The following is a 12892-nucleotide window of genomic DNA, read 5'->3' on the forward strand; positions in this document are numbered from 1 at the left end:
GGGCACCTAACGGTTTAGGCCAACGTAACTTTCCCGTTGACGTAGTTGTAAAGGTTTCCGTAGTTTACAACGGCAAGGTCGCTGTCATCGGCCTTCACGATATTACGCGTGTCGAAGATCATTGGGCGACGCATCGCGCCGTTCAATTCTGCGAAGTCGAGTGCCTTGAACTCGTTGTGGTCAACGAGGACGAGGACGAGGTCCGCATCTTGGATGGCTTCTTCTTTTGACACGAGGTCGAAATGTTTCGAAGAAGAGACTTCAACGTGTGGGTCGTGGACCGCTACGTTCATGCCGTCAGCGAGCATCAATTCGATGATGTCGACCGCTGGGCTTTCACGCATGTCGTCGACGTTCCCTTTGTACGTTACGCCGAACGCCGCGATTTTCGCGTTGTCTTGGCCTGCAACGAGTTTCTTGACGTTCTCGACGACGTAAGCAGGCATCGATACGTTCGTGTCACGTGACAACTTGATGATCTTCGCGAGTTCTGGTTGTTTCGCGACGATGAAGTATGGGTCAACCGCGAGACAGTGACCACCTACACCCGGTCCTGGGCTATGCAAGTTGACGCGTGGGTGTTTGTTTGCCATCTCGATGACGTCAAGCACGTTGATGTCGAGGGCGTTACATACTTTCGCGAGTTCGTTCGCAAGGGCGATGTTCACGTCACGGAATGTGTTTTCCATGAGTTTAGACATCTCAGCCGTTTTTGCGTCTGTTTTGATGATCTCACCTTTTACGAACGTGCCGTACACTTTCGCACCAGCTTCTGCACAGGCTTCTGTGATTCCACCGACGATGCGGTTGTTGTGAACGAGCTCATGCAAGATTTGTCCTGGAAGGACGCGCTCTGGGCAGTGTACGAGGAAGATGTCTTCGCCGACTGTGAACCCAGCAGCTTCGACGAGCGGCTTCACATGGTCGTCCATCGTACGTGGCTCGATTGTCGATTCCACGATGATGACGTTTCCTTTTTCAACGTGTGGAAGCACACGTTTCGTTGCTTCAAGCACGTATGTGAGGTCACATGACTTGTGCTCGTCGTCGTTGTTTGGTGTCGGTACCGCGATGATGAACGCGTCCGCTTTTTCTGGTTCGAGTGACGCACGGAATTTACCGTTTGCGACAACTTCTTTCACGACTTCACCAAGACCTGGCTCTTCGATGTGAATCTCGCCACGGTTCAATTTATCCACGACGGACTGATGAATGTCTACACCGAGTACGTCCACGCCATACTGGGCGAAAACGGCTGATGTAGGGAGTCCGATATATCCTAATCCGATTGTACAAACTTTCATAATTGAAATAACCTCCATAGATTAGTGACACGTGTCACCGAATGTTGCAAAACATTTCATATTGTTTAGGATTTCACCAAAAATCAAACCCATTATACTCCCGATACGAATTGAGAAGCAATTACATTTTCATGACAATACCGTATTAATGAGATGGGACCGAGTAAGATTTTACACCTAAATGATGTTCTGTGCATAATGCGACGGCACGCACATCCCCACTACTATAACAAACTTCAGGCAATATTGACCAATTCGGTAGCGACATATTCGCAAACGTCAGCCGCTCAAATTGTTCATCCGTCACATGACCCCGTAGTTCCTGACGCGTATAAGGCGCCATTAAGTAGACACGGATGACGGCATCGTCAGAGAACTGGGCAATGAGTGCTCCGGCCCGCTCAAGGCGTTCCCCGATGACGATTCCCCGTTCAGCCGCATGTTGATTCAGTATACTGAACGAGAAATAACGAAGCGTTTCTTCCTTTATCGCGTCACGAATATGTTCACGCTGCTCAGGAACCATTTCATAAAATAAACTCATCATCGAGGTTTGGGCATCGATTTTCCGCTCGATGAAGCGTCGAATCGATGCGTCTTTTGTTGGAATGGCATCGAGCCGTTTGATGACGGAAAGACGTTGGTCGACCGAGAAATCATGGCTGACTGCTTGGCGTGAGACCGAGCGTTCTCGCACTTGGCGATAATAGATCGCATCCGTCCCAGAAGGCAATATCTTCACTTCAGGTAAATAACTAGAGAACAGCGTTGAAAAATAAACGACATCTTCTCCACTCCGTAAAGCCGGTTCGTAACGCACTTGTTTCGCATAGACCGACGGGACGAGTTTACACGCGTTGAGCGTCAGGAGTTGTGACATCTGCTCATATGTCGCCTCTTGTCCCGTCAAACGTTCGAACTCCCGATGGAGCGGTGAAGGAAGTGCTTCACCCGACGGACTCCGGTCTTGAATATCCGAAATCACGATTCGATTCGGTAACGCTTGTTCAAATAGTCGCTCCACAAAGGTCGGGCTGAACGTATCGTCTTCATCTAAAAACGTCACGTACTGTCGTGTCGAAGCTTCAATCCCTTGATTTCGGGCGATACTGACATTCGCCTCTTCGACTTCGAGACGAACCACATCGACATCTTTGCCATATGATTCACTGACCGCTCGTAGCGACTCACGGTTTGGCCCGTTGAAGACGAGCACCCATTCCATCAATGATGGATCGATGGTTTGCGCTTCAAGCGATGAAAGGCAGGCACGCAACAGTTCCTCCGAGTCATGAGAAGCAACAATCACGCTGACACCTCGTTTGACCGAACCGTCGAGCCAGTTCGTGGTCGGCAACGTCTCAAAGTGACGATTGACGGTCTGAACCCATGCCTTCTTCTCCATTTGGATGTCGTTTAGCTGTTCCTCATATGTTTTCATGATGGATTCCCTTCACGCTCAATCCGTGTGATGAGTTTACCCGCGAGCGGGATGGCTTTCGCACGATCGAGCACATGCTTCATCCGACCGACTTCTTCCGTCATTCGCCCCACTTCTTCCGTCATTCGCCCCACTTCTTCGGTCATCGTCTTCACTTTATTTTGCTCCGAAGCTGCCGCCTTCCGCCACTTTTCGGCGTTTGCTTGGGCTTGACGCAATTCCTTTTCGAGTTCTTTCATCTTTTGGACCGTGTTTTCTTTTCCTCGAATCTGTTTTGCGCCCTCTTCGAGCACTTCTTGTTTCAACGTTTCCATCTGGTCTGTCATCATTTGCAACTGCTCACGCAAAAAAGCATTCTCACGTTCTACATATTCAACTTGTTGACGTTCCATACGCGATGTCCTCAGCTTTCTATGTCCCATGCACCCATTCGGAGACGGACCGCATGTTGATCATTTTGGAATTTAATGGCGAGCTTTATATACTTGGCATCCAACTCTTTCGGAACACGTTGATGTAACGTGTTCACACCCGAGCGAAGCGTTTGACCAAAGGCTGCCTTCTTCAGATTTTTCTTTGCATCATATTGCATGATGTACAATTCGATTGGCGTGTCTTCCTCTGACAACAGTTCAATCGTCCCCGACACCTGGATGAACGGTGCGTTTCCAAGCGTCGCATCCTTTAAGAACTCACTCGACGGGGGTGAACTGAAGCTCTGGTTGAAGAGCTGGAGATAGCCATTCTCTCCGTGTAACGGTTCGACGTCGACCTCTGCTTTGAATTGATTTTCTCGTAAGCGAAACAACTCCGTGTTGAACGGCACGAAGTAATGATAGATGAACGGTTTGATCGTCACCGATCGTGGTTGATGCGCTTCTGGAATCTCCAGTTCAACCCGTTCTTCTTCAATCGCCGTCTCTTCAAGAAGATGCGACCAATTTTGAGCCGTCCAGTCATTCCAGACCGAAACGACTTGATGGTTCGGCTTCTCGTCTTTCGGCATCGCCTGACGGACCGAGTCTTCCACATGAAGAAGTTCATGCATCCGTTCGACTTGCCCTGGCACGACCGCATCGAGCATCAATCGCCAGTTCAGCGGAGCCGGTGTCACCGTCGGTAAGAGTGGGGAATCGCTCCATGCGAAACTCTCTTTGACTAGATGTGGGGGTGTCGGACCGAACCATTCATCGAAGGCGACCTTCAAGAGGTGACCTTGTCGTCTCAATTCATATGGCGCCTCTAGAATATGGCGCAACACGTCGCGGTCGAATAATGGTTGAACGAGCAACATCTCTTCCATGAAGCCTTGTCGTGCATACGCATGGAAGTGCTCGACTTTCAATTCGAACCATGCCGCCTCGAGCCGACCGCTCCAATCCCGATCTTCGTACGTGTCAAACAATCGTTCAAGCATCGCCTCGACCTGTTCGCGTTCCGCTTCGCCAAATCCTTCAAATGGACGAATCGCACGTCTTGAGAGTTGTTGTTTCGCCTCATGCTCGTCCATCGTTTCTTTCAAGAAAATATGCTTGCCGTACAGCCAGTCCGAGCCATGTTTCCCGATTTCGACGTAGGCTGCGTCACGTGCCCGCCCAGTCGGAATCGACTCGTATGCGCTCAAGTTCCCTTCTGTCACATCAAACGACTGAGAAACCCGTTTCGAGAGGGACAGGTCAAAATCTGTCACCGGCGAGTCTGCCTCGACAAGTTCGGCACCATCAAATAATTCTCGTGCCACTTTCGCCTCGTTCCCATCTAATGAAGGAACGTGAAGGCGTACTGTTTTCCCTGACTCGAGTGCGAGTTTCGTGAAGACGAGATCGAACGCCGAACCCGCAAACGGAAGGTTCACTGTTTGAGAAGACGGAATCGCTTGACGGAGCGCCTTGATCCACGTCACATCAAAATCTTCACGTAACGTATTCGTCCCCATCGGCAAGTCGTCCCATTTCTCGATCGTCACGTTCCCGTCTTTGACGATGAGACGTTCGCCTAAAGCGAGTCGTTCCACTCCTTTGATGCGCGTGTTACGTCCGAATACGTGTCCGACAAACCGCATTTGCGAGACGGCCTCAGACGACACTTCCGTTTTTCCGGCCCGTTCCGCCACTTGGCGGAGCGATGTGCCGACGACGACGGGGTCAGTCGTGTAATATACCGGGATGACGTTATTGAACGGGACTGACACGGTAAACGTTTCTTCGAATTGGAGAGAAATATAGTGACCGTGTGGTTCGTCACGCGTTGCGTCAAACCAGCCGATGCGTGCATCGAGCGGTTCTCGCGACAGCACATGGGTCACGCCGTCTCGCTCTGTCAACTCGACGTGTCGGGTGGTGGCTTCATACAAAAAATAACTCATGGGATGCTCCCCTTCTCTTTGTTTTCAAAAGAAGCAAACCCGCGATGGCGGGCTTGCTGATTATGAATGGACGGCATTCAGTTCTGCTAGTAAGAGCTCCTCTAACTTTGGAGCGAGCGTTTCGATCGCGAAATGATGATGCGCATACGCTTTATATGCTTCTGTCGCTTCTAAGAGACGCGCCGAATCCCCTTTGAACGAGCGGATGATGTCGACGCCTTCTAACACGTTCTCCATCAACACATCGTCCGGATAGATTGTCTCACTACCCGTCCAATGACGGATGATCGGATACGTACCAGACGTCATCGCTTCAGCCGGAGCCAAGTGGAAGCTTTCCAAGTCACTCGTCGACAACACGAAACCGATTTTCGTCAACCATTCCGGAACGTCATCTCCGTGTCCATCGAAGCGGACGCTCTCCTTGAAGATTGGTTGCTCCAATCGTTCGAGCAAGCGGTCGTAATAGGCACGTTCATCTTCTCGTTTGTTGATCCAGTAGATGTCGTTTGGATGATGCCCTTTGATAAAGAGTTTGTATCGTGGGTCATCTTGTAGCAACGTTTCAAGCATATCGAGCGCGAGGTCGAGACGCTTCAATTTCGGGTTGACCCCGATCATCCCTAAGTGGAACGTCAAGTCTTCTGTTTCTTTCGGCTGGACGAGACGCTTCCCGTCGACCGCGTTATAAATCATCGTCATCTTGTGACGCGGGATGCGGAAGAGACGATACATCTCCTCAAGCATATATGGCGACACCAAGATGATGCGGTCGATGTTATGAAGGTTGTATTCACGTGGGAACGGTGTTTCTTTCTCTTGACGGTGGATACGGACAATCATCGTCTGATGCGGCTTCTTATGATGCGAATACCAGACGGCGTTACCGAGACCCCATTCACAGAAGATGATGTCAGCTTGCTCGAGACATGCCTTACTGTGATTCACGTCATGAATCTTATGTCCTTCCCATTGGTCGATCAAGACGTTGAAGCGCGGATTGTTCTGGAAGTAGTCCATGAACAGGCGCAAGAACTTGAAATCATGACCAGCGAAGAGGAGATTAATCTTCTTCATCGCCCAGAGTTCGTCACGAAGACGCGCGTACGTGTTGCTGAACGTGTAATACTGCGACATCTCGTAGAGACGCTTCGCCGCGTCAGCGTACACATCTTCATCCGTAAGCGCGAGGCGCGCCTTCTCGATGAAGGCTTCTTCTGAGTTGACGAAGAGTGGATAGTCTTCCCCAAGAATGAGTTCGTGCATCGGGTTACGGTTCAAGAGGACCGGCTTACCGAGCGAACCGTATTCAAGCAATTTCGTTGAAAGCTCAAGACTTGCGTCGAGCTCCGGGTGACGCCAGGATACACCGATCGCACTACGGTCGATGAGCGTCTCGACGTCCGCACGCGGAATGCCTTTCAACCAATGAATCCCTTCCTCTGACTTCAGACGCGCCAACGTCTCTTGTTTGAAGTTCGGATTGTTCGGGTCTTGGTTGAACTTGTCACCCGCGATATGAAGCTCGGCCGGATACGTCTCGCGTAGCTTGGCAAACGCGTCTAAAATCTCGGTCGTGTACCAAAGCGGTGCGAACTTTCCGGTATAAACGAGGCGGTCGTTCGGCTTCGTGAATGTCGGTTTCGTCCCTTTCCCGTTCGGAATCATCGGATTCAAAATCAAGAACGGGCGGTCCGTCGGCAAGAACGACTCGAAGTACGTCTTCATCGCCTCGGTTTGACAAAGCATACGGGCAGAACGCGAAGCAATCTGACGAAGGCGTGCGAGTTCTTCTTCCGACGCTTGTGTATGATCATGCGTGAAATCCGTGATATATGTCCACGTCTTCGCCATCGTCTGTTCATATTGAGACAGATCGTACGCCAACTGGAATCCACGGACGAACGCTAAGTCATACCCGTCTTTTGTCATCAGCTCATCGATGACCTGTGCTGCCTCATCCGCTTGAAGGACACCACGTTCGTGGTATGGCGTCCCTTTCTTCGGTGAGTTCGCCCCGAACAAGTCGATGAATCGCACGTTCGGCAACTCTTTGATGCCCGCCGTGACTTCTGGTTTGGTGATCGAGCGTTTGAGAAGGACATCGACGTGAATCGATGGATCCTGCTTCAACATCGAGACGACGGAAGTCAGCCAGATGGCCGACCCGTCAATCAAGTTTAAGTTGACATCCCCATAAACGAGGACGCGAAGTGGTGTCGTCATAATTGTACCTCCTGAGCGAATGCTGTCGGCATCTCGCTCCCTGCTTTTACATATTGATACGGGTCTGTACTAAAGATTCGTTCACCTGACTGGGCCAACTCTTTCAACGTCGCATCTGTTGCGAGGACGTCAAGCGCTTCCCGTACGCTATAGAAGCGGAGAACGTCCGGCTTCATGATCGAACGTGAAGGCGTCGCGTCGAACACATAGCGATATGTGCCATCCGAATCGACCTTCTCGAGCGTATCGTTCCAAGTGAAATAGTCCTCTTTCGTCAAAATGTTCGCTTCCGCATAGCGCGTCGCCAACATATAGTCGGAGATGTAAGAAGGACCATAGTAATCCGCTGTCTGGATGTAAGCCATCCAATCAAAGCCGTCCATGATTTCAGACAAAGCGTTGTACTGTGGCAAGTAGCTGAGCATGAATGTCGAGATATCCTCAGTGTTGTATGCCTCGTATAAGTCTAAATGCCCTTCGAACTTGTCGAGGAAGACGACGAGATGTTTGTGCTCGTAGTCCTGTGCACGGAACGTCTCGACGACACGGTTCATCTCTTCTTTCGAGCGGACGAATGCGACGAGCGCGACTTTCGGATGGTCCACGCGATACGGGAGACCGATCGTGCTGACGACTTGTGCGAGACGTTGCGTGTACGTGTGGTTTTTGAGTACGTGACGCATGCCACCCATTGCCACGTCCTCATAGAACGCGTCGTCGGTGAGGAGCTTACGGAACGTCTCCTCGAGCATCTCATCTCCCTCATCGAGGAAGACATAGTCGCCAAGCATCTGTTTGACGCCGACCGATCGCGTACTGACGACCGGTGTCGCACACGCGAGCCCTTCAAAGACACGGCGTGAGAACATCGTCGGTGAATCGTTGACCGAGTTGACGTTCAGCATGACTTTGAAGCCTTTATATGCTTTGGCGATTTGATTATATTTCAAGCTACCGCGGATCGATTGGCGGAACTGTTCAGGGAACTGAAGCTGGTCCGTCTCGCCGCGTTGATTCATCTCATAGTTGCGGTCATAGATGACGAGACCGTATTTGTCAGCGGCTGCGAACAAGCGGTCCATGTCAATCCGACGCGACTCGTGACGGTTGGCATAGTAAGAACCTGCGAAACAAGCGTACGGTTCACGCGTTCCAGGAAGACGGATCGGGTTATGCTCTTTCGGCTGTGCCGCAAACGGCAATGCGCCGACTCGGTCATGTCCACAATCACGCTTATAGTTCTCGAGGATGTTCGCATCCGTCGTATAGACGAAATCGAAGCGTTTCGCCGTCTCGATGAAGCGGTCATAGTGAATCGGGTCCTCTTTGTTCCAGAAGACGGTCGGGACGTTGTTCAGACGGCACCACTCAAGAAGTGCATCGAGGTCTTCCCACGTGTTCGTCCCATACTTGACAATCTTTTTCTCCCACGTCTTGTCGTTCCCTTTCCATGCCGACTCGACCATGAGGAAGTCAGGCTGACGGTCAGCCAAGACAGCCGGCCAATCGTCTGGTGAGAAGGTGATTAACTCACACTCCGGACGATAGGATGCGGTCGTGAACTCATCAAAGATGGCCGCGACTTTCATCTCATGCAACTCACGTGGCGTCGTCTCGAATAGACGTGCCTCACGCGGGTCCACCCATTCCGGTACTTGCGTGCGGTCGGTGATGATCTCTTCACTGACACGGATGCCTGTGACGAGTGTCTCACCCTGTCCATCCACACGAAGCGCGAAGCGGAGATAACGGACGTCTTTTCCGAACTCAAAAATCTTCTCACTACCGAGTTGGACTTGCTGCATCGACAATCGTTCTGTGAGCGAGTACGAAATAATATATAGGACGACGCCCGTGTTCGCACCGAGCTCACCATCGACTGTAACGCGGTAGCGGTGGTTTGGTCGAACCGTATACGGGTTCTCTTTCGGGAGCACCGTGAAGCGGTTATTTGTCTCCATATAAGAAACGTAACGGCGCACATCTGGCTCGACGTCCAAGACGAGACGAAGACCGTTCGGATCTTGTTTTAATTTAATCGACTCCGGTGTCGGAATCGTCCAGTATGTCGGATCTAAATCAAACTGCTCCGTACGACGGACACTGTTCTCACGAATGACCCCGAGTTTGAGGTCTGAAATCGCACCATCTCCGTAGAAGCGGATGAAGTAGCGTACCGATTCATGGCTAGGTGTTAGGCTTAAGACGTTACTGAAGCCGAGTGGTACTTCGATCAGTTGATCGCGTTCCCCGTGCGCATACGTCGCCACGAACAAAGTCGCTTTCGCCGTTTGAGACGCATCTCCTTTTAAATAGAAGCGATAGACATAGTCATCCATATCCGCGAGCGAGAAGTCGATCCCCCGCTTCGTATCCACGTGCGGGAGAGCGGCTTCTTGTACGCCGTAGTGCTCATACTGGTTGCCTTGACCCGTTACCGTGATCACATCATCTGAAAAGTCGACGATGCGTCCGACCGGAGAAATCAATTCGAGCGTCGTGGCATCGAGCTCGATCATCGCGTCAAAGTCAGCATCGGCAACAGCACTGCCCATCCCTTCCACGTTCCAAAGCGGTTGACCATCGACGAGGAGTGATTGGATGAGGGCACGACCCTTCCCTTGCGTTTGGATGACGAAGCGTGTCTTCGTCTCATTTTCACGAAGGGCGACCGTTGTGCGGACACCGTCACCAACGCGGACGACACGTGTCCGTTCTTCATCGTTGTACAACATGACGAGTAGCGTGACATCAATGTCACCACTCTTTTCTACGTTCAAGCTCGCGTCAAATTCACGAATCGACGGATTGAGCTGGAACGAATCCGGGCCAGGGACGCCACGGAACGACGAGGCGCGTTCGCCATACGTCAAAAATTGCTTCTCAGCCATCGTTGAAACGAGCGCTGCACCATCGAGTTCGTAGTTTGCAGATGTACGTGCGTACCAAGATGGGACGATCTCGACGAACTGTCTCGTCTGGACTTGCGTCTGTGTCCCTTTCATCAACCGACGACCGATGCGTTTGCCGCGCTGCATGCCTAAGTAGACACCGCGTTTCACTTTTCGTTTCCAACTCATGGGGGTTCCTCCAAATTCATTATGGCATCGTTTTCTCTTTAGCCGATGCCCTGTTATTTGAAACATCACGTTTCGACACCCATTGATTATAGCAAACGCTCAATTCAAAAGGCAAAATCAACTGAATGACAAATCGAATACAAAGAGGACATATTGTTTGTTTCGATTGAACTCATCAAAAAAACAGGGCACCCGATAAGGATGCCCTGTTTGAAAAATCTTATTTTGCCACGTCGACGATGCGACCTTCAACCGTTGGTGTGATCTCACCAAGGTCGAGCATGTGGTCGCGGAGGTTTTCCCAGTCGCTAAGACCGAGGTCAGTCACACGTGCATCTTTGAACGCTGCTTCGAACTCGACATAGTTGTCGCCGCCCGTTGCTGTGTAGTAGTTTGTCGCGACTTTGTACATACCGTTTGGATCGATTGCAACATCTGTCGTTCCGTTGTTGTATGTCACCTTCACGATACGCTCATTCGCTGGTTTCGAGCTATCGAACTCGACTTTCAATCCAGAGACTTGGAGGAAGCCGCCGCTCTCACGTGGGTAGACGCTCACGCTGCGCTCAAGTGCCGCGAGCAACTCAGAACCTTTAAGGTTCATGACAGCAAGCGTGTTACCGAACGGAAGGACCGTGATGACTTCACCTGTCGTGACAGGACCTGCATCGATGCTCGAACGAATACCACCCGAGTTTTGAACTGCTGCGATGATGTCTGCATCGTAGTCTTTTGCTTTCGCGAGCATGCCGTCTGCGATCAAGTTCCCGAGAGCCGTCTCTTGTTTACGCACGCTCGGTGCAGCGATATCGCCTTCGTCACGTGGGTTTTCAAGCGCTGAAGTCAACGTGACACCGATTGGGTCGTTGCTGATCTTGTCGACGTCTTCTTTAAATGGTGCAAGAAGCGAGACTGCGCGAGCGTCTGGCTCGAGTGTTTTCACGTCGATCAACTTACCAGCGTGTGAAACGATTTTTCCGTCTTTATCGAACTCGACGTCAAGCGTTCCAAGGAACTCACTGTATTGGAATGCTTGAACGATGAGCGTTGGCTCTGTTTTATTTTCTGAGATGACGACCGGTGCGCTCAAGCGCGAGTGCGTGTGACCACCGATGATGACATCGATGCCGTCAACGTTTTCAGCGAGAAGCAAGTCGTTATCGACCGTCGGGTTGTCGTTGTAACCGAGGTGTGAGACCGCGACGATTTGGTGGATTCCCATATCTTCAAACGCTTTGACTGCTTTTTTCGCTTCATCAATATAGTTTTGGAATTTAATTGGGCCTGGGCTTGCGATGTCAGCTGTTTCTTCTGTCGTCAAACCGAAGAATCCGACTTTCTTCCCATCAACCACTTTGATGACGCCCTCATAGAGACGACCGTTGTAAGCCTTCTCTGTCGTTTCATCGCGGAACAAGTTCTTCATGTACTGGTCGCCAGAATAATCGACGTTCGAGCTGACGAACGGGAAGTTCGCATAACGGACGAATTGTGACAACTCTTTATGTCCTTCGTCTGTTCCGAGATCGAACTCGTGGTTACCTGGTACCATCAAGTCGTACTTCATGTAGTTCATCAACTTGAGGTCAGCTTGACCCTTGAACTCGTTGAAGTAAAGCGAACCAGAGAAGACGTCTCCCGCATCGATCAACAAGCTGTCCGGCTTTTCAGCACGAACTTGTTTGACAGCTGTCGCACGGTTCGGAGCGTATTTGAGCGCCGCATGCGTGTCGTTCGTGTGCATGATGGAGAGGTCGTATCCTTCTACTTTATAAGGAACGTCAAGTGTCACAGTGCGGCCTTTATGTGTGTAAGAAGCCGTTGCGACGAATTCACCAATCTTGTCTGTCGAAAGGTTTGTCCATTTCACCGGTTGACGGAGGACACGGTCGACGAATTGGATTTGGAGCGTGTTCAATTGGCCAGTCAACTGCTCGCCATGTTTGAACGTCCAGTCCCCTTTTGGAGGGATGATTGCCTTCGGATAGTTAATGACGCGTACTTTTTTCTCGAAGTACTGATTCTTCCATTTAATGTATCCCTTAGCAACTTGATATGTACCGAGTTTGTCCATGTCGACTGTCGATTTGTACCAATAGATTTTGTTACCTTGATACGTTTTGTCGAGCGCTGCGTCAAGATCCCCGTCTGTGACGAACGCCGCCTTCAACTTGATTGTCTTCTTGGCTGGAGCCGCTTCTGTCACGACCACAGGGGCGATCACCGATGCCGTGAGCGTTGCTGCGAGCATTCCTTGATAGAACTTGCGTGTTTTTGAGTTCAACATGCAGATATTCCTCCTTTAAATATGTATGAGTCGACCGTACCGAAGTCACACCCTCGATTTTGACCTCACTGACAGATGTCTGACATCAAGCCAATGGAAGCGATTACAAAACCTGTATAGACTTCATCTTTAAAGATACGCAATCTCACAAAATAACACAATTACTTTTCTGTAAATATTTCGTTATTT

Annotated in this window: 7 protein-coding genes; all 7 read right to left on the reverse strand. The window is 50.7% G+C overall.

The window, feature by feature from the left end; all coding sequences use genetic code 11:
- Window positions 1-14 precede the first annotated feature (14 nt).
- Window positions 15-1304, reverse strand: a complete 1290-nt coding sequence (locus tag KNO87_RS01005; RefSeq protein ID WP_214784195.1) for a nucleotide sugar dehydrogenase — start codon at window positions 1302-1304, stop codon at window positions 15-17.
- A 145-nt stretch (window positions 1305-1449) separates the two neighbouring features.
- The gene (locus KNO87_RS01010; protein WP_214793497.1) at window positions 1450-2745 is read right to left on the reverse strand and encodes a glycosyltransferase; all 1296 of its coding nucleotides are present in this window, start codon (window positions 2743-2745) and stop codon (window positions 1450-1452) included.
- Window positions 2742-3137 (reverse strand): hypothetical protein, encoded by a 396-nt coding sequence (locus KNO87_RS01015; protein ID WP_214793495.1) that lies wholly within the window; start codon window positions 3135-3137, stop codon window positions 2742-2744. Before KNO87_RS01015 ends, KNO87_RS01010 begins: the two co-directional genes overlap by 4 nt.
- A gap of 11 nt (window positions 3138-3148) precedes the next feature.
- Window positions 3149-5110, reverse strand: coding sequence for a hypothetical protein (locus KNO87_RS01020; protein ID WP_214793492.1), 1962 nt, complete (start codon window positions 5108-5110; stop codon window positions 3149-3151).
- A 60-nt stretch (window positions 5111-5170) separates the two neighbouring features.
- Window positions 5171-7336 (reverse strand): glycosyltransferase, encoded by a 2166-nt coding sequence (locus KNO87_RS01025; protein ID WP_214793489.1) that lies wholly within the window; start codon window positions 7334-7336, stop codon window positions 5171-5173.
- Window positions 7333-9297: a CgeB family protein gene (locus KNO87_RS15600; RefSeq protein ID WP_483299277.1), complete on the reverse strand. Its 1965-nt coding sequence runs from the start codon at window positions 9295-9297 to the stop codon at window positions 7333-7335. Before KNO87_RS15600 ends, KNO87_RS01025 begins: the two co-directional genes overlap by 4 nt.
- Before the next feature lie 1339 nt (window positions 9298-10636).
- On the reverse strand, window positions 10637-12703 hold the full coding sequence (locus KNO87_RS01035; RefSeq protein ID WP_214793483.1) for a bifunctional metallophosphatase/5'-nucleotidase: 2067 nt from the start codon (window positions 12701-12703) through the stop codon (window positions 10637-10639).
- Between the last annotated feature and the right edge of the window lie 189 nt (window positions 12704-12892).

Source organism: Exiguobacterium sp. s34, from assembly GCF_018617435.1.
In the GTDB taxonomy this organism is placed as follows: Bacteria; Bacillota; Bacilli; order Exiguobacteriales; family Exiguobacteriaceae; genus Exiguobacterium; species Exiguobacterium aestuarii.

Coding starts and splice junctions, on each gene's coding strand:
- KNO87_RS01010 (WP_214793497.1), bottom strand. CDS start 2,745: ATGAAAACATATGAGGAACAGCTAAACGACATCCAAATGGAGAAGAAG.
- KNO87_RS01025 (WP_214793489.1), bottom strand. CDS start 7,336: ATGACGACACCACTTCGCGTCCTCGTTTATGGGGATGTCAACTTAAAC.
- KNO87_RS01020 (WP_214793492.1), bottom strand. CDS start 5,110: ATGAGTTATTTTTTGTATGAAGCCACCACCCGACACGTCGAGTTGACA.
- KNO87_RS01035 (WP_214793483.1), bottom strand. CDS start 12,703: ATGTTGAACTCAAAAACACGCAAGTTCTATCAAGGAATGCTCGCAGCA.
- KNO87_RS15600 (WP_483299277.1), bottom strand. CDS start 9,297: ATGGAGACAAATAACCGCTTCACGGTGCTCCCGAAAGAGAACCCGTAT.
- KNO87_RS01005 (WP_214784195.1), bottom strand. CDS start 1,304: ATGAAAGTTTGTACAATCGGATTAGGATATATCGGACTCCCTACATCA.
- KNO87_RS01015 (WP_214793495.1), bottom strand. CDS start 3,137: ATGGAACGTCAACAAGTTGAATATGTAGAACGTGAGAATGCTTTTTTG.